Origin of the sequence: Streptomyces sp. NPDC058864, assembly GCF_042742985.1 — a bacterium.
In the GTDB taxonomy this organism is placed as follows: Bacteria; Actinomycetota; Actinomycetes; order Streptomycetales; family Streptomycetaceae; genus Actinacidiphila.
The window spans coordinates 26,316-44,802 of sequence record NZ_JBHYMQ010000034.1 but is presented as its reverse complement, the minus strand read 5'-3'; the positions used below and the strand labels follow the sequence as shown (position 1 = coordinate 44,802).

The 18,487-nt window shown below is 71.7% G+C and carries 13 protein-coding genes; 9 read left to right on the top strand and 4 right to left on the bottom strand.

Translation table 11 applies throughout. The annotated features are described in order from the left end of the window. Window positions 1-79: 79 nt before the first annotated feature. Window positions 80-1,561 (top strand): sugar transferase, encoded by a 1,482-nt coding sequence (locus ACFW3D_RS24385; protein ID WP_500507011.1) that lies wholly within the window; start codon window positions 80-82, stop codon window positions 1,559-1,561. 3 nt (window positions 1,562-1,564) lie between these two features. Here the strand turns inward: ACFW3D_RS24385 and ACFW3D_RS24380 are convergent, their stop codons facing one another. Further along, entirely contained in the window at window positions 1,565-2,515 is a 951-nt protein-coding gene (locus ACFW3D_RS24380) for a GDP-L-fucose synthase family protein (protein WP_500507009.1), read from the bottom strand. Between the two features lie 95 nt (window positions 2,516-2,610). Between ACFW3D_RS24380 and gmd the strand changes: the two genes are divergently transcribed. The 6 genes from gmd (at window position 2,611) to ACFW3D_RS24350 (ending at window position 13,243) form a co-directional block, all read left to right on the top strand. Beyond that, the gene (gmd, locus tag ACFW3D_RS24375) at window positions 2,611-3,624 is read left to right on the top strand and encodes a GDP-mannose 4,6-dehydratase (RefSeq protein WP_500507007.1); all 1,014 of its coding nucleotides are present in this window, start codon (window positions 2,611-2,613) and stop codon (window positions 3,622-3,624) included. A 183-nt stretch (window positions 3,625-3,807) separates the two neighbouring features. Then, on the top strand, window positions 3,808-6,516 hold the full coding sequence (locus ACFW3D_RS24370) for a CBM96 family carbohydrate-binding protein (RefSeq protein WP_500507005.1): 2,709 nt from the start codon (window positions 3,808-3,810) through the stop codon (window positions 6,514-6,516). A gap of 128 nt (window positions 6,517-6,644) precedes the next feature. Continuing rightward, entirely contained in the window at window positions 6,645-9,380 is a 2,736-nt protein-coding gene (locus ACFW3D_RS24365; protein WP_500507003.1) for a LamG-like jellyroll fold domain-containing protein, read from the top strand. 109 nt (window positions 9,381-9,489) lie between these two features. Continuing rightward, window positions 9,490-11,718 (top strand): LamG domain-containing protein, encoded by a 2,229-nt coding sequence (locus tag ACFW3D_RS24360; protein ID WP_500507001.1) that lies wholly within the window; start codon window positions 9,490-9,492, stop codon window positions 11,716-11,718. Next, window positions 11,715-12,407, top strand: coding sequence for a hypothetical protein (locus ACFW3D_RS24355; protein ID WP_500506999.1), 693 nt, complete (start codon window positions 11,715-11,717; stop codon window positions 12,405-12,407). The genes ACFW3D_RS24360 and ACFW3D_RS24355 overlap by 4 nt, the downstream gene beginning before the upstream one ends. Continuing rightward, complete coding sequence (locus ACFW3D_RS24350; RefSeq protein ID WP_500506997.1) at window positions 12,404-13,243, top strand: glycosyltransferase family 2 protein; 840 nt, start codon at window positions 12,404-12,406, stop codon at window positions 13,241-13,243. Before ACFW3D_RS24355 ends, ACFW3D_RS24350 begins: the two co-directional genes overlap by 4 nt. Here the strand turns inward: ACFW3D_RS24350 and ACFW3D_RS24345 are convergent. Both ACFW3D_RS24345 and ACFW3D_RS24340 read right to left on the bottom strand, forming a co-directional pair. Next, a complete protein-coding gene (locus tag ACFW3D_RS24345; RefSeq protein WP_500506995.1) occupies window positions 13,188-14,351 on the bottom strand; it encodes a glycosyltransferase in 1,164 nt (387 codons plus the stop codon). The genes ACFW3D_RS24350 and ACFW3D_RS24345 overlap by 56 nt on opposite strands. Before the next feature lie 13 nt (window positions 14,352-14,364). Then, complete coding sequence (locus ACFW3D_RS24340; protein WP_500506993.1) at window positions 14,365-14,910, bottom strand: WcaF family extracellular polysaccharide biosynthesis acetyltransferase; 546 nt, start codon at window positions 14,908-14,910, stop codon at window positions 14,365-14,367. Window positions 14,911-15,039: 129 nt separating this feature from the next. Here ACFW3D_RS24340 and ACFW3D_RS24335 point away from each other — a divergent pair, with 129 nt between their 5' ends. Next, entirely contained in the window at window positions 15,040-16,584 is a 1,545-nt protein-coding gene (locus tag ACFW3D_RS24335; protein WP_500506991.1) for a hypothetical protein, read from the top strand. 22 nt (window positions 16,585-16,606) lie between these two features. Here ACFW3D_RS24335 and ACFW3D_RS24330 read toward each other — a convergent pair whose 3' ends face one another. Then, complete coding sequence (locus ACFW3D_RS24330) at window positions 16,607-17,053, bottom strand: FAD synthase family protein (RefSeq protein WP_500506989.1); 447 nt, start codon at window positions 17,051-17,053, stop codon at window positions 16,607-16,609. A 165-nt stretch (window positions 17,054-17,218) separates the two neighbouring features. On the opposite strand from ACFW3D_RS24330, the gene ACFW3D_RS24325 reads away from it, so the two are divergent. Continuing rightward, on the top strand, window positions 17,219-18,475 hold the full coding sequence (locus ACFW3D_RS24325; protein WP_500507073.1) for a glycosyltransferase family 4 protein: 1,257 nt from the start codon (window positions 17,219-17,221) through the stop codon (window positions 18,473-18,475). Window positions 18,476-18,487: the final 12 nt, after the last annotated feature.

Here is an 18,487-nt window from a genome sequence, read left to right as displayed (position 1 = left end):
TTCCGGGTTACTACGGCGCACGGCTGCTTGGGGAAGTAGCGGGTGCGCCCACATTTGTCGCGTTGTGCCAGGGGGGTCCATGCGGCGTGTCGGTATACCCAATTCAGGCCCGACGGATACGTCTTCCGCGCGCGGCCGTACGGCCACCCCGCGCGGGCTGAGCGACAAGGCGCGCTGGTACCTGCCGGCGGCGCTCGTCACGGACGCGGTGGGGATCGCGCTCCCGGTCGGGGTCGTCTTCGACGCCACGTTCCAGCCGCACCCGGTGCTGTGCGCCGTGACCGCCGCGGCGGCCTGGCTGATCGTCCAGACCGCCCGGCGCCGGTACGCCCAGCGCGCGCTCGGCGAGTCGCGCAGCGGGCTGTCCGTGCTCTACGACTGGCTGGTCCTGCTCGGTGTGCTCGCGGTGGTCCGCGCGCTGCTCGGCGAGCAGTCCGAACCGTCCGTGGCGCTGCTCGCGCTCACACCCGGTCTGCTGCTGACCACCGCCTGCCGCAAACTGACCTACCGTCATCTTCTGGCGTCCCGGCGCGAGGCGCACGCGGTGCGCCGTGTCCTGGTGATCGGCGAACCCAGCGCGGCCGACTACGTCGTCGACCAGCTGGCCGCGCGCACCGACCACGAGTACGTCGTCGTCGGCACCATCCCGGTCGGCCTGGCCAACCTGGAGTGCGGCGCGCCCGTGGCCGCCCGGCTGGAGTCGCTGGCGCCGGCGCGGCCGAGCGCCGATTCCGGTGCGGTGCTGACCGCGGCGCGGGAACTCGGCGCCGACCTGGTGCTGGTCGCGCCCGGCCCGCGGATGGCCGGCGAACGCCTGCGGCGGCTGTCGTGGTCCGTGCACGACGCGGGCATCCCGCTGGCCGTGCTCCCGGGCCTCACCGACGTCGCGGTGCGGAGGGTGGAGCTCACCTCCGCCGCCGGTCTCACGCTGCTGCACATCAGCCCGCCGCTGCGGCGCGGGGTGCAGGTGAGTCTGAAGGAGGTGCTGGACCGCGCCGGGGCCGCCGTCGGACTGCTGCTGCTCTCCCCGCTGTTCGGCCTCATCGCGGCGGCCATCCGGCTCGGCTCCAAGGGACCGGTGTTCTACCAGCAGATCCGGCACGGGGTGAACTGCGTGCCCTTCACCATGTGGAAGTTCCGCACGATGGTGACGGACGCCGACGACCGCAAGCCCGAGCTGGCCTCCGCCAACGAGAACGACGGCCTGATGTTCAAGCTCCGCCGCGACCCGCGCGTCACGCGGGTCGGGCGGATCCTGCGCCGCTGCTCACTGGACGAACTGCCGCAGCTGATCAACGTGCTGCGGGGCGAGATGTCGCTGGTCGGCCCGCGCCCGCCGCTGCCGGAGGAGGTCGCCCGCTACGACGAGGTCGCGCTCCGCCGGCTGTCGGTGAAGCCCGGCCTGACGGGCCTGTGGCAGGTCAGCGGACGCTCGGACCTCTCGTGGGACGAAACGCTCCAGCTGGACCTCCGGTACGTCGACAACTGGACCTTCACCAGCGACGTCGACGTGATGGCCCGCACGTTCCGGGCCGTGGTGGACGGCCGCGGAGCGTACTGAATGTCAGGAAGCAGAATCGTCCCTCCACCAGCGGTACGTGGCGGCGATCCCGTCCCGCAGCGGGATCTCCGGCTTCCAGCCGAGGGCGGAGAGCCGGGAGATGTCCAGCAGCTTGCGCGGGGTGCCGTCGGGCTTGGAGGTGTCCCAGGCGATGGCACCCTCGTAGCCGGTGACCTCCCGTACGGTCTCGGCCAGTTCGCGGATCGTCAGGTCGTTGCCGCAGCCGATGTTGACCGGCTCCTCGCCGTCGTAACCGCGCAGCAGCACCGCGCACGCGGCGGCGAGGTCGTCCACGTGCAGGAACTCCCGGCGCGGGCTGCCGGAGCCCCAGAGCACCACCTCGGGGGCGCCATCGCGGCGCGCCTCGTGGAAGCGGCGGATGAGGGCGGGCAGCACGTGCGAGGTCTCGAGGTCGAAGTTGTCGCCGGGGCCGTACAGGTTGGTGGGCATCGCAGAAACGAACGAGGCGCCGTACTGCCGCCGGTAGGACTGCACCTGGACGATGCCCGCGATCTTGGCGAGCGCGTACGCCTCGTTGGTCGGCTCCAGCGGGCCGGTCAGCAGGGCGTCCTCGCGGATCGGCTGCGGCGCGTGCTTGGGGTAGATGCACGAGGAACCGAGGAAGAGCAGCCGGCCCACCCCGGCCGCGTGCGCCCCGGCGATCACGCTCAGCTGGATGCGCAGGTTGTCCTCGAGGAACTGCACCGGGTAGGTGCTGTTGGCCATGATGCCGCCGACCTTGGCGGCCGCCAGCACCACCGCGTCGGGCCGCTGCTCCTTCAGGAACGCCTCGGTGCGCGCCGCGTCGCGCAGGTCGAGTTCGCCGCGGCCACGGGTGATCACCTCGTGCCCGTCGGCGGTCAGCCGCCGGGTCACCGCCGATCCGACCAGACCGCGGTGGCCCGCGACGAAGATCCGGGCGCGGTCGGGCAGGAGTGCGTTCGCTTCGCTCATGGAAGCGGATTCTGCCAGCAGGGCTCACCCCACCGGGGGTGAATCCAAACATCAGTACGCAAAAGAAACATAACCGACCCAAGGGGGGAGATCGCATGGGCAAGAGCGCCCTGATCACCGGTGTGACCGGCCAGGACGGCTCCTATCTCGCGGAGCTGCTGCTGGGCAAGGGGTACACCGTGCACGGCCTCGTCAGACGGTCGTCCAGCTTCAACACCGAGCGGATCGACCACATCTACCAGGGGCCGCAGGAGGCGAACCGCTCCTTCGTGCTCCACCACGCCGACCTCTCCGACGGCGTGGCCCTGGTGAACCTGCTGCGCGACCTGCGGCCCGACGAGGTCTACAACCTGGGCGCCCAGTCCCATGTCCGGGTGTCCTTCGACGCCCCGCTCTACACCGGGGACGTCACCGGACTCGGCTCGATGCGGCTGCTGGAGGCGGTGCGGGCCAGCGGCGTGGAGACCCGGATCTACCAGGCCTCGTCCTCCGAGATGTTCGGCGCCACCCCGCCGCCGCAGAACGAGCGGACGCCCTTCCACCCCCGCAGCCCGTACGGCTGCGCCAAGGTCTACGGCTACTGGGCGACGGTCAACTACCGCGAGGCGTACGACATGTTCGCGGTCAACGGCATCCTCTTCAACCACGAGTCCCCGCGCCGCGGCGAGACCTTCGTGACCCGCAAGATCACCCGCGCCGTCGCCCGCATCAAGGCCGGGCTGCAGGACCGGCTCTACCTGGGCAACCTCGACGCCGTCCGGGACTGGGGCTACGCCCCGGAGTACGTCGACGCGATGTGGCGGATGCTGCAGCGCGACCAGCCGGACGACTACGTGGTCGCCACCGGCGAGGCCGCCACCGTGCGGCAGTTCGTGGAGACCGCCTTCGCGCACGTGGACCTCGACTGGGCGGAGTACGTCCGCTACGACCCCAAGTACGAGCGCCCCAGCGAGGTCGACGCGCTGATCGGCGACGCGAGCAAGGCGGAGGAACTGCTCGGCTGGAAACCGTCCGTAAGGGTGGACGAGCTGGCCCGGATCATGGTCGACGCCGACCGCAAGCAGGTCGAGGACCAGCTCGCCGGCGTGACCGTGCGCATCGACCGCTGAACAGGCCCCGGGGTACGCCGCGTTAAGCCCTGGCAACGCCCCGCCGAGCCAAGAGTGAACACAATTTCGTCAAACTTTCACACGAGGGGCTTCACAGACCCCTACGCTGCCGTCCACAGGCGGGCGAATGGGCCGCTTGTGCACGAGTGAGGCCTTGGGGGGCACATGCGAAGACTTGGGGCGATGACCGCCGCCGGGACACTGGTGGCGGGGGCTCTGGCGGGGGTGGGGGTGGCCGCGGCTCCGGCCGCGACCGCGCTCACCCCGCCGGTCGCGATGACCGCGGACGAACTGCCGACCTGGCAGACCAACGGCATCGTCTGGGCGATGGCCCAGTCGGAGGGGGTCGTCTTCGCCGGCGGGACCTTCTCCACCGTCCGCCCGCCCGGCAGCGCGGCGGGCACCAACGAGCAGTCCGCGGTGAACTTCGCGGCGTTCGACGCCGCCACCGGCGCACCGACCGACTGCCATCTGTCGTTCACGATCGGCCCCGGCAGCACGGCCACCGTGCGCGCCCTCGCCGTCTCGCCGGACGGCGACACCCTCTACGCGGGTGGATACTTCAGCGCCGTGAACGGCGTCCAGGTCAACAGCCTGGCCGCCATCGACATCGCGACGTGCACGCCGGTCGCCTCCTTCCACCCGGGGATCTCCGCGACCGTCAGGGCGCTGGACGTGACAGCGGACACCGTCTACATGGGCGGTGACTTCACCACCGTCGCCGGGCAGTCCCGGCGGTACTTCGCGGCGCTGACCACGGCAGGGGCGCTGAAGGCCTGGGACCCGCAGGGCGACGAGCCGGGGCGGGCCGTGCAGGCCGCCCGGGACGGCTCCCACGTGATGATCGGCGGTGACTTCGACACCATCGGGGGCAGCGACTCGCACGCCCTGGCGGTCGTCGACACCGGCACCGGCGCGCTGACGAAGGCGTACCCGGTGGGCTTCTTCCCGGCCACCTCGGTCGTCAAGGACATCACGGACGACGCCACGGGCCTGTACGTGGCCAACGAGGGCACCGGCGGCGGTGTCTTCGACGGCCGTACCGCCTTCGACCTGAGCGACTTCGACCAGCGCTGGCGCGACACCTGCCTCGGCGCGACGCAGTCGCTCGTCGTCTACCGGACGGTGCTGTACAGCGGTTCGCACGCGCACGACTGCAGCAGCATGGGCGAGTTCCCGAACCAGCGGCGCAAGCACCTGCTGGCGCAGTCGGTGGACGACCCGAAGCTGCTCGGCTGGTTCCCCGACACCAACGACGGCCTCGGCGAGAGCATCGGCCCGCGCGTGATGTCGGTGTCGTCCGCGGGCGGCAAGGACTACCTCTGGGTGGGCGGGGAGTTCACCACCGTCCAGGGCGCCCCGCAGCAGGGCCTGACCCGCTTCTCCGACGGTCCCGACACCGGAAACCCGACCACGCCGGAGGCGAGCGCGGCGAGCCTGGCGGCCGGGCAGGTCAAGGTGAGCTGGCAGGCGAGCCTGGACGACGACGACAGCGCGCTGACGTACAAGGTCTACCGGGACGGCTCGGCCACCCCGGTGTACACCACCTCCGGCAACTCGCTGCCGTGGGTCCGCCCGCAGCTCAGCTTCACCGACACCGGGCTGACCGTGGGCTCGACCCACAGCTACCGGGTCAGCGCGAGCGACGGCACCAACACCAGCCCGCTGTCCTCCACCGCCACGGCCACCGTGGCGAGCGGCAGCAACAGCTACGCCGCGGCGGTGCTCTCCGACGGCGCCAACCTCTACTGGCGCTACGACGAGAGCGGCGGCACCTTCGCCGCCGACGCCTCCCCCGCGGACGACAACGGCGACTACGTCGGCGCCCCGTCGTACCGGCAGAGCCCCGGGGCGGTCAGCGGTTCCAGCACGGCGATCGCCTTCAACGGCTCGAACCAGTGGGTCTACAGCGACCGCAGCCACCCGCGCCCGGCCACGTTCAGCGTGGAGTCGTGGTTCAGGACGACCACGACCTCGGGCGGCAAGATCGTCGGCTTCGGCAACGCCACCACGGACACCAGCAGCCAGTACGACAAGCACGTCTACATGACCAACAACGGCCGGCTGGTCTTCGGCGTCTACACCGGCGCCACCAACACCGTCACCAGCAGCGCCGCCTACAACAACGGCGCCTGGCACCACGTGGTGGCCACCCAGGGCGCCGACGGCATGAAGATGTACGTCGACGGCACCCTCGTCGGCAGCAACCCGCAGACCTCCAACGAGAACTACACGGGTTACTGGCGGGCGGGCGGCGACAACCTCAACGGCTGGCCGGACCAGCCCTCCAGCGGCTACTTCAGCGGGCAGATCGACGAGACCGCCGTCTACCCGTCCGTGCTGACGGCCGCCCAGGTCGCCAACCACTACGCGCTGGCGAGCGCCCCGGCCGACACCGTCACCACGCTCACCCCGGCCGAGGACACGTACGTCAACGCCGGTGCTCCGTCGGCCAACTACGGCACCTCGGGCTCGCTGGCCGTCCGCGGCAGCTCGGCCTACCTGACGTACCTGCGCTTCAGCCTGCCGCCGGCCCCGGCCGGCCAGACCCTGAAGAGCGCCGTACTGCGGGTCATGACCAGCAGCGACCCGACGGCGGGTACCAATGACACCGTCTCCGTCGTGCCCGTCACGGGCGCGTGGACGGAGACCGGGGTCGCGTACAACAGCCGGCCGGCGCTGTCCCCGACCGTGCTGGGCACGCTGAGCGGGGCGACGACGATCTCGACGTCGTACACCGTGCCGCTGGACGTCTCCCAGCTCACGGGTTCGCTGGGCGGCTCGTACGCCCTGGCGCTGACCAGCACGGGCACGGACGCGATGTGGCTCTGGTCGCGTCAGGCCGCGTCCCAGGCGAACGGACCGCGGCTGGTGCTCACCTTCGGTTCGTAACAGGCAATCCGGAGACCCCGGCGGAAAGTGCCCGCCGGGGTCTCCTCCGGGCCGCCCGTCACGGCGTACGCTGCCGTGGCAGGCGGTCCGTTCCCGCACCGCCGGGGGCGGCGAGGGCTGGGGGGCTCATGCGCACTTGGGGAAGACTGTCCGCTGCACTGGTTCTGACGGCGGCCTCGCTGGCCGGCGCGGGGGTCGCGGCGGCACCGACCGCCGGGGCGCTCACGCCGCCCGTGGCCATCACCGCGGATCCGCTGCCGACCTGGCAGACCAACGGCGTGGTGTGGGCGATGGCCCACCAGGGGAGCACCGTCTTCGCGGGCGGGACCTTCTCCGCCGTCAGGTCCTCCGGGTCCGGCGGCACCACCCAGTCCGCCGTCAACTTCGCGGCGTTCAACGCCGCCACCGGCGCTCCCACCAGCTGCCGGCTCTCCTTCACGATCGGCTCGGGCACCGCGACCGTCCGCGCCCTGGAGGTCTCGCCGGACGGGCGCACGCTCTACGCGGGCGGCTGGTTCAACGCCGTCAACGGAGTGACGGTCAGCAGCCTCGCCGCGATCGACATCGCGACGTGCACGCCCAACGCCTCCTTCCGGCCGTCCTTCTCGGCGACGGTGCGGGCGATCGACGTCAGCGAGGACACCGTGTACGTCGGTGGTGACTTCACCTCCGTCGCGGGACAGTCCCGGCCGCGGTTCGCGGCGCTGTCCACCGGCGGCGCGCTGCGCGCGTGGAACCCGAACGCCGACAAGCCGGGCCGGGCGGTCCAGCTGAGCCCGGACGGCGCGCACGCGGTGATCGGCGGTGACTTCGACACCGTCGGCGGCACCGGCTCGCACGCCCTGGCCGTGGTCGACACCGGCACCGGTGCCGTGACCAGGGCCTACCCGGTGGGCTTCATCCCGGCCACGTCGGTGGTCAAGGACCTCGCCGCGGACGCCACCGCGGTCTTCACCGCCAACGAGGGCACCGGCGGCGGTGTCTTCGACGGCCGCATCGCCCTGAACACCAGTGACTTCGGGCAGCGCTGGCGGGACAACTGCCTGGGCGCGACGCAGTCCGTCGAGGTGTACCGGACCGTCCTGTACAGCGGTTCGCACGCCCACGACTGCAGCAGCATGGGCGCCTTCCCCAACCAGCGGCGCAAGCACCTGCTGGCACAGTCGGTCGACGACCCGGCGCTGCTGCCGTGGTTCCCCGACACCAACGACGGCATCGGCGAGGGACTCGGCCCGCGCGTGATGACCGTGGCCTCCTCCGGGGGCACCGACTACCTCTGGGTGGGCGGGGAGTTCACCACCGTCGCCGGCGCGGCCCAGCAGGGCCTGACCCGCTTCGCCTCCGGCCCGGACACCGGGGCGCCGAGCGTGCCCGAGGTGAACGTGGCGAGCATCCGGCCGGGTCAGGTCACCGTGCGCTGGCGGTCCAGCCTCGACCTGGACGACGGCCCGCTGACCTACCGCGTCTACCGCAACGGCTCCACCACGCCGATCCATACCGCCACCGGTTCCTCGCTGCCGTGGGCGCGCCCGCAGCTGGCCTTCACCGACACCTCGGTCACGGCGGGCACCACGTACTCGTACCGGGTCACCGCGAGCGACGGCACCAACACCAGCGCCCTGTCCCCCGCCCAGTCGGTGACCGCCGCGTCGGCGACCCAGGCCTACCCGGCCCGGGTGCTCGCCGACGGCGCCACGCTGTACTGGCGCTACGACGAGGCCTCCGGCCAGTTCGGCGCCGACTCCTCCCCCGGCAACGACAACGCGGTGTACCTCAACGGCCCGTCGTACCGGCAGACCCCGGGCGCCGTGCCCGGCAGCACGGCACTGGGCTTCAACGGCAGCAACGACTACGCCTACAGCGACGCCCGGCACGGCCGCCCGGCCGCGTACAGCATCGAGACCTGGTTCCGGACGACGACCACGGCCGGCGGCAAGCTGATCGGCTTCGGCGACCGCAACGTGGACGACAACCTGAGCAGCAGCTTCGACAAGCACATCTACATGACCAACAACGGGCGCCTGGCCTTCGGGGTGCGCAACGGCGGCAACCGCACCATCACCACCACGGGGACCTACAACGACGGCGGCTGGCACCACGTCGTCGCCACCCAGGGCAGCGGCGGCATGCGGCTGTACGTGGACGGCGCCCTCGCCGGCAGCGACCCCACCACCACCAGCCAGAACTACTCCGGCTTCTGGAGGGTCGGCGGCGACAACCTCAGCAGCTGGCCCAACCGCCCCACCAGCAACTACTTCGCCGGTCAGCTGGACGAGACGGCCGTCTACCCGTCGGTGCTGACCGCCGCCCAGGTCGCCGACCACCACACGCTGGGCACCGGGGGCGGCGGCACTCCCCCCGAGTCCGAGGTGACCGTCGAGGCGGCCGAGGACTCGTACGTCAACGCGGGCGCGCCGTCGGCCAACTACGGCACCTCGGGCTCGCTCGCGGTGCGCGGCAGTTCGGCGTACCTGACCTATCTGCGCTTCTCGCTGCCGGCCGCGCCCGCCGGGACGGTGCTGAAGAGCGCGCGGCTGCGGGTGCACACCAGTTCCGACGCCAGTGCCGGATCGGCCGACGGCCAGAGCGTCGTCCCGGTCACCGGGAGCTGGACGGAGACCGGCGTGACGTACACCGGCCGGCCCGCGCTGTCCTCGACGGTGCTCGGCACGCTCACCGGGGCCACGGCGGCCCAGAGCGCGTACGAGACGGCGCTGGACGCCGGCGCGCTGGCCGGGGCCCTGGGTAGCTCCTACGACCTCGCGTTGACCAGCACGGGCACCGACGCGCTGTGGCTGTGGTCGAGCGAGGCGGCGGGAGCGGGCAACCACCCCGTTCTCGTACTGACATTCGGCGCACCTTAGTGCTCACATTTTCTTCAAACACCGTCCATCAGTCGTATGTCAACCCATACCCTGCGGTGCACGGGCGGCCAAGCGGGACGCTCGGGGGCATTGGGGCCTTGGGGGGCACATGCGCAAGCTCAGATCCATATCCGCTGCCTTGACCCTGGCGGCGGGATCCCTGGCGGCGGGGGCGTTGGCGCCGCAACCGGCGGTGGCACTGACACCGCCGGTGGCGCTGACGGCCGACAGCCTGCCGACCTGGCAGACCAACGGCATCGTCTTCGCCATGGCGCAGGCGAACGGCACCGTATTCACCGGTGGCACCTTCTCCTCGGTCCGCCCGTCCGGGGAGGCGGCGGGCGGCCCGAACGAGCAGGAGGCGGTCAACTTCGCCGCCTTCGACGCGGCCACCGGCGCGCCCACCGACTGCAGGCTGTCCTTCACCGTCGGCTCCGGCACGGCGACCGTGCGGGCGCTCGCCGTGTCACCGGACGGGGCCACGCTGTACGCGGGCGGCTTCTTCGGCGCGGTCAACGGCACCCCGGTCAGCAGCCTCGCCGCGATCGACATCGCCACCTGCACCGTGAAGACGGACTTCGCCGTCGCGGTCAACGCGACCGTGCGGGCGCTGGCCGCCACCGCCGACACCGTCTACCTGGGCGGTGACTTCAGCTCCGTCGACGGCCAGCCGCACGACAACTTCGCCGCCGTCACCACCTCCGGCGACGTCACCGCCTTCACGGCCAACGGCGACGCGCCGGGCCGTGCCCTGGAGATCACCCCGAACGGGGCGAACATCGTCCTCGGCGGCGACTTCGACCGCGTCAACGGCACCTCCTCGCACGCCCTGGCCGTGGTCGACGCGACGACCGGCGCCGTGGTGAAGGGTTACGGGTCCTCCTTCATCCCGTCGACGTCGGTCGTCAAGGACGTCACGACCGACGCCACCGGCGTCTACACGGGCAACGAGGGCACCGGCGGAGGTGTCTTCGACGGCCGCATCGCGCTCAACCTCAGCGACTTCAACCAGCGCTGGCGCGACACCTGCCTCGGCGCCACCCAGTCCGTCGAGGTCTACAAGTCCGTGCTGTACAGCGGTTCGCACGCGCACGACTGCAGCACCATGAACGAGTACCCGAACCAGCGGCGCAAGCACCTGCTCGCGGAGTCCGTCGACAACCCCGCGAAGCTGGGCTGGTTCCCCGACACCAACGACGGCCTCGGCGAGGGCATCGGCCCGCGCGTCATGTCGGTCTCCTCGTCCGGCGGCACCGACTACCTGTGGGTCGGCGGCGAGTTCACCACCGTCAACGGCGTCGCCCAGCAGGGCCTGACCCGCTTCTCCTCGGGTCCGGACACCGGCGTGCCGACCACCCCGAACGTCAACGCCTCCAGCGTCACCCCGGGCTCGGTCAACGTCCGCATCCAGACCAGCCTGGACCTGGACGACAGCTCACTGACCTACCGCGTGTACAAGAACGGCGCCGCCACCCCCGTGTACACCACCACGGCCTCCTCGCTGCCGTGGGTGCGGCCGCAGCTGACCTGGACCGACACCGACGTGACGGCCGGTGCCACCTACACCTACCGGGTCACCGCGAGCGACGGCACCAACACCACCGTCAAGTCGCCCACCCAGACGGTCACGGCGGCGACCGTGCCCGAGGCGTACCCGACCCAGGTCCTCGCCGACGGCGCCACGCTGTACTGGCGGTACAACGAGACCGCCAACACCTTCGTCGCCGACAACTCGCCGGCCGACGACGGCGGCAACCACGTCGGCGGCCCGACCCGCGGAGTCAGCCCCGGCGCGCTCGCCGGCAACGGCAGCACCGCCGTGACGTACAACGGCACCACGCAGTGGTCGTACAGCGACGCCAAGCGCAACCGGCCGTCCTCGTACAGCATCGAGACCTGGTTCAGGACGACCACCACCACCGGCGGCAAGATCGTCGGCTTCGGCGACCGTACGACCGAGGCGAGCGCCACCACCGACAAGCACGTCTACATGACCAACGCCGGCCGGCTGATCTTCGGAGTGCGCAGCGGCAGCAACCGCACCATCACCACCTCCGGGGCCTACAACGACGGCGAGTGGCACCACGTCGTCGCCACGCAGGGCTCCAGCGGCATGCGGCTGTACGTCGACGGCTCGCTGCAGGCGTCGAACTTCCTGATCACCGGTGGCAACGACTACGTGGGCTACTGGCACGTCGGCGGCGACAACCTGTCCGGCTGGACCAGCCGCCCGACGAGCAATTACTTCGCCGGCTCGATCGACGAGACCGCGATCTACCCGAGCGTGCTCTCCGCCTCGCAGATCGCCCAGCACTACAACCTGGGGAAGAACGGATGACCCACCCGCCCCGCCGGGTCGCCACCGCCGCCGCCGTCCTCGTGACGGCGGCGGCGGTGCTGCTCACCGGCTGCTCCAGCGGCTCGGACGGCAAGGACACCGCGGCCAAGGACACAACCGCACCCACCGCCGCCGCGTCGGCCTCGGCCTCGGTCTCCGCCGAACCGGCCACGCCCACCGACCCCGCATCCGACGCGGTCCCCAGCGGACCCAAGGTCCCCGAGGACGAACTCACCCCGGCCACCGGCTCCTTCACCAAGAAGGAGAAGGGCTACCTGTCGGGGCGGGTGCCCAAGGGCACCGACCCCGCGGCCGTGCTGCAACTGGGCCAGGAGACCTGCGACCGCATCGCCCGCGTCGCCGAGGTCGACAAGGACGCCGCGATCGGCGGCATCATCACGGGGCAGATCGGCGGCGCCAAGGGCGCCGTCACCCACCTGTGCCCGGCCCAGCAGGACGTCCTGGCGGCCGCCGAGACCGGCTTCGCCGACGGCTCCTACACCGTGGGCGCCGAGGCGAAGGCGGGCAGCGTCGTCGCACCCGGCACCTACCGGGCCCTGACCCCCACCGAGGACTGCACCTGGACGGCCGGGACGAAGACCGGCACGGCCCACAAGGTCACCATCACCGCGGCCGTGAGGACGTTCGACTCGCGCGGCTGCTTCGCCTGGGCACGGGAGGGCCGATGACCGAACTCGTGAGCAGGCTCCCCGTCGTGGTGGCGATCCCGACCAAGAACGAGGCGGAGAACATCGCCACCACGGTCGGCTCGGTCATCGGCCACTTCGAGGCGGTGGTGGTCGTCGACTCCGACAGCACCGACGACACCCGCGCCATCGCCGAGTCCCTGGGCGCCCAGGTCGTGCCGTACACCTGGGACGGCAAGTACCCCAAGAAGAAGCAGTGGTGCCTGGACAACGTCCACCCGGACATCCCCTGGCTGCTGTTCCTGGACGGGGACGAGGTGCCCACGCCGGAGCTGATCGCCGAGCTCCGCGAGGTCTTCGCGCGGCAGCCCGTCCTGCCCGCGGCCTTCGACATCCCGCTGCTGTACTGGTTCGCCGGACGGCCGCTGCGGCGCGGCTACACCGTGGTCAAGCGGTCGCTGCTGGACCGCACCCGGGTGTCGTACCCGGAGGTCGACGACCTGGGCGCGCCCGGCATGGGCGAGCAGGAGGGGCACTACCAGCCGACCGCCGACGGACCGGTGGGCCGGCTCAAGGGCCGGATCGAGCACCGCGACCTGGACCCGGTGCGCACCTGGTTCGAGCGGCACAACCGCTACTCGGACTGGGAGGCCTGGCTGGAGCACCACCCGGGCGCCAAGGAGCAGGTGCGGGGGCTGAAGACCCGGCAGGGGCGGCTCTTCCAGAAGGTGCCGTTCAAGCCGCTGCTCTTCTTCGGCTACACCTACCTCGCCCGGCGCGGTTTCCTCGACGGCCGCGCCGGTTTCGACTACGCACTCGCGCTCAGCTTCTACCGCTGGCAGATCGGGCTGAAGACGCGCGAGAACGTTCCGTCGTAGCCGTCCCGTACACCTCCTGGAGGACGTCGAGGACGGCGTCGAGCGACAACTCGTCCCGGATGAGGCGCCAGGCGGCCTGTGAGGCCGCCTGGTTCGCCTCGGGCTCCAGCAGCTCCAGGACCGCCCCCGCGATCTCCTCGGGGCGGTGCACGACCCGTCCGGCGCCGGCCCGCTCGATGTCGGGGGCGAGGCCGTTGGACTCCCGTACGACGACGGGCGTGCCCACCGACATCGACTCCAGCAGCGACATCGCGAACGGCTCGTCCACGGACGGCAGGACGTAGACGTCGGCGGCGCGGAAGGCCTCCAGCGCCTCGGCGTGGCTGAGCGGGCCGACGTGCCGCACGGACTTCTCGACGCCCAGCGTGCGCACGGTCTCCAGGGTGCCGGCCAGCTCCCCGGAGTCCGGCCCGGCGAGGACGAAGCGGGCGTCCGGGTGGCGCCGCAGCACCTCGGGGATCGCCTCCGCGAAGGCCTTGGGGCGCTTGCGGGTCTGGAAGCGGGCCAGGTAGAGCACGGTCGGCGGCCCGCTGGGGACCCTCGGCTGGTGCAGCGCGGTGCCGTTGGGCAGGCGTACGGGGCGGGCCAGGTTGCCCGCGCCCACGACCGCCTCCAGGTCGGTGCGCTCCCACTCGGTCAGGTGCAGCACGGCGTCGGCGCGGCGCAGCAGCCGCTTGGTGGCGAGCGCGTCGAGCACCTTGGCCAGCGGCTTGTCGCTGGGGTCGACCATCCCGTGGGTCTGCAGCACCAGCGGCCGCCCGCACTGCAGGGCGGCAACGGCGACCGGCAGGGTGATCAGGTCGCGCATCAGGTGGACGTGCACGACGTCCGCCGAGCGCACCAGCCGCCGCGCTCCGGCCAGCAGGGACGGAGAGGTGATCCCGGAGACCTCGAAGCGCGGCAGCACGTGCCGGGCCCGGAAGATCCGCGCGGGCACTCCCTCCACCTCGTCGGGCAGGGGGCCCTCGGGGAAGCCGTCGCCCAGGGTGACCAGTTCGGCGTCGACACCACGGCCGCGCAGCCCCCGGGCGAGGTTGAGGGCGACCCTGGTCGGGCCGCCGAAGGCGTTGGTGGGCGTGTGCAGGGTGACGACGTGCAGCACCTTCACGGCTGGGGCTCCTTCACGGCTGGGGCTCCTTGAGCGTCCGGGTGCCCTCGGCGGTGTGCAGGGTGAGTTCGGGCAGGTCCTTCGACAGGACGGTTCCGGCGCCGACGACGGCGTGGCGGCCGACCGTCACCCCGGCGAGCACGATGGCGCGGGCGGCGACCCAGGCGCCGTCCGCCACGGTGATCGGCGCGTTGCGGTAGCGGAAGTCGACGGTGCGGTGGTCATGACTGCCGGTGCACAGCAGCGCCTCCTGGGAGACGCAGACGTCGGTGCCGATGGTGATGGGCTCCAGGTTGAGCAGCCAGGCGCCCTCGCCGATCCACGTACGGTCGCCGACCGTCAGCTTCCAGGGCCACAGCACCCGGACGCGGTGCCGGATGAGCACCCCCTCGCCGATGGTGGCGCCGAAGGCCCGCAGGATCGCCACCCGCAGCCGGGCCGGGCAGAACCAGGCGGAGAACACGGTGTTCATCACCGCGAACCACAGCGCCTGGACGGCCTTGCCCCGTCCCTTGTCGTACCCGGCCAGTGTGAAGGCCGACAGATCACGTGCCGTCACGGACGCACCCCCAAGAACCCCAGCCCCTGGTGCCCTCCCCGGCACCGTTCGCACAGATTATCCGTGGACACGCTTCCGGGGAGGCAGGATCTATAGACTGCGCGAGGGGAATCGTTGGGGGGCTGTTGCATGGCCGTTCAGGCACACGAAATCCAGCCGCGCGGATTGCGACCGCGAGGGCCCGGCGGGCCGGGGGGCCCGGCCGGTCCGGGGACGGGGGCGGGAGCCGAGGGCGTCGAGGTCCCGCCGGTCTCGCCGCGGGCGCTGCTCTCCCGCGCGCTGGCCGTACCGCTGATCCTGGGGCTCGGCCTGTTCCTGCCCGCGGTGGTCGCGGTGCAGCCGGGCCCGGGGGTGCACGACGGCGTCTTCTGGCTGCAGATGGTGCTCACCTGCTACTCCGGCACCCGGCTGGCGGTGATGGCGCTGACGGCCCACCGCAAGCTCATCCAGGGCTCGTTCTGGCTCTTCGTCTACGTCGCCATGGGCGTCGCCCCGCTCGTGCAGGACGTCCTCGACCAGACGCCGACACCGGTCGTCGGCACCCGCGCGGACCTGCTGGTCGCGGTGGCGCTGGTGCTGATCGGCTGCGCGGCCTTCGACGTCGGCGCCCTGCTGTCGCGGCACCGGCCGATCCGCCGGGCCCGGCGCAAGGACCGCTCCGCCTCCTTCCACCGCAGGCGGGTGTTCCTGCTGGCGGCGATCGCGTTCGTCGGCAGCGCGCTGCTGGTGGTCAAACTGGGCGGCCCCGCGGTGTTCTTCAGCAGCCGTCAGGCCATCACCGACACGATCCGGGCCGACGGCGCCGCCTCCGCGGAGTCCAACGTCGGCTCCGCCTTCCTGCGCGGGTTCGGGACCGTCCCCGCACTGCTGGCGCTGCTGGTCTTCACCCGCTGGCTGGTGACCTCGCGGCGGGCCCGCCGCCGGCCGCTGGTGATCGCCACCTGGGTTGCCCTGCTGCTGCTCAACGGGGTGGTCAACAACCCGATCAGCAACCCGCGTTACTGGTTCCTGACGGTGCTCTTCTCGTTCCTCTTCACGGCCTTCCCCAAGAGCCCGACGATGTACCGGACGGCCCTGGCGCTGGGGGTGCTGGCCGCGCTGGTCGTCTTCCCGTTCGCCGACCGCTTCCGCTACGACGACGACGGCTACAAGCCGGTGCAGACGACGTCCGTCTTCGAGCCGCTGGCGATCAAGGACTACGACCAGGTCGGCATGTTCGCCAACACGATCACCTTCTCGGACTCCGGCCCCGGCCACTTCTACGGCCGCCAGCTCGCGGGCTCCGCGTTCTTCTTCGTGCCGCGGTCGGTCTGGCAGGGCAAGCCCCGCGACACGGGCGTCATGATCGGCCAGTGGATGGGGATGAAGAACGTCAACCTGTCCTCCCCCATGTGGGCGGAGGTCTGGATCGACTTCGGCGCCGGGGGCGTCGTCGTCGGCTTCATCGCCCTCGGCTACCTCGCCGCCCGGGGCGACCGCCGCTACGCCCTGCGCACCTCGGTGGACCCGCGCCCGGGCAATGTGATGGCGATCGTCATCCCGCTCGTCGCGGGCTACTCCTTCATCCTCCTGCGCGGCCCGCTGCTCCAGGCCTCGGGCCGCATCGGAGTCGCCCTGATCTGCTTCGCGCTCGTCACGACCCTGCGCTCCGACGAGCGCAAGCAGCTGCGCTGAGCGGGCCGGCGCGGGCCGGGGGTCAGCGCCCGGCCGCACCCGCCGCGGGAGTCGTCAACGCGTCGAGCGCGCGGCGCAGCTGCGTGCTGGAGGTGTGCACCGTGTACGGGAAGTAGACGACCTCGACGCCGACCGTGGCGAAGTCCCGCTCGAGCCTGGCCCCCTTCTCGGTGCCGCGCCAGTCGTCGCCCTTGAAGATGACGTCGAACCGGACCTGCTCCCAGGTCTCCAGCTTGTCCGGGACGGTCTCGACGAACGCCGCGTCGACGAAGCGCACGCTGCGGACGATCTCCAGCCGTTCGATGAGCGGGACGACCGGCTTGCGCCCCTTGGCCAGGGCGGCCATCTCGTCGGAGACCACCCCCGCGACGAGGTAGTCGCACTGGCTGCGGGCGTGCCGCAGGATGTTCAGGTGGCCGACGTGGAACAGGTCGTAGACACCAGGTGCATACCCCACACGGTGCGCCATGTTGCGAATCCCCCCACAGGAATACAACCGTTCCGCGAGTTGCGGAGTCTCAGACATTAGCGTGAAGCCAGTGTGTTTCTCCGGTGAACGGATAAGGTGAGCATCTGGTCACTTCTGGGGGGAAGGGGTCCTTCCGTGCCCGAGTTCAAGGGCCGCACTCTGCTGATCGTCTCCACCAACTACGCGCCCGAACACGCGGGCATCGGCCCGTACGCCACGCAGATCGCCGAACACTGGGCGGCCGCGGACGGCGGCGGCGCCGAGGTCCACGTGCTCGCCGGGATGCCGCACTACCCGTCGTGGCGGCTCGACCCGGCGTACCGGGGCGTGTGGCGGATCGAGGAGCGGCGTGCCGGGGTGCGCGTGCACCGTCGGCGGCACACCGTGCCGCCTCGTCAGACGGCGCTCAAGCGCGCTCTGTTCGAGGCCTCGATCCTCGCCCACGGGCTGGTCGCGGCGCCCCGTGTCCGGCCGGACGCGGTGGTGGCGCAGATGCCGAGCCTGGCCGGCGGGGTGATCGGCGCGCGCATCGCCGCCCGGCACAAGGTGCCGTACGTACCGATCGTGCAGGACCTGATGGGCGCCGCCGCCGCGCAGAGCGGCATCCGCGGCGGTGACCGGGCGGCGGCGGCCGCCGGGGCCGTGGAGGCGTACGCGCTCAAGCGGGCCACGCTGGTCGGGGTGATCCACGAGAGCTTCGTGGACAAGGTCGCCGCGATGGGCGTGGACCGGGGACGCATCCGGCTGGTCCCCAACTGGTCCCACGTGGCCCGCCCTTCGCGGCCGCGCGAGGAGACCAGGGCCCGGCTGGGCTGGGGCCGGGAGCAGACGGTCGTGCTGCACTCCGGCAACATGGGGCTCAAGCAGGGCCTGGAGGTGCTGGTCGAGGCGGCCCGTCTCGACCCCTCGGTGCGGATCGTCCTGATGGGCGACGGCAACCAGCGCGAGCACCTGCGGGACCTGGCGGCGGACGTGCCGAACCTGGAGTTCGCGCCGCCCGCCGACGACGCCGACTTCCCCGACGTGCTGGCCGCCGCCGACGTCCTGGCGGTCACCCAGCGCGCCTCGGTGCTGGACATGAGCATCCCGTCCAAACTCACCTCCTACTTCGCCGCCGGACGGCCCGTGGTCGCCTCCGTCGCCGCCGAGGGCGGCACCGCGCAGGAGGTGCTGCGGTCCGAGGCCGGGCTGCTGGTGGAACCGGAGGACCCGGGGGCGTTTCTCAAGGCCGTGCGCGCCCTCGCCCAGGACCCGGAGGCCGCCGGTGAACTCGGTGCCCGGGGACCCGCGTACGTGACGGCGCACCTGAGTCGTGAGGCCGGATTGTCACGGATCAGTGCGCTCCTCGCGGAGGCACTGGACACGGCCGCAGAAGCTGTCGATCCTGAGGGATCGGACGTATGGGGGGTTCCACGCACGTGAGCGATCAACCGC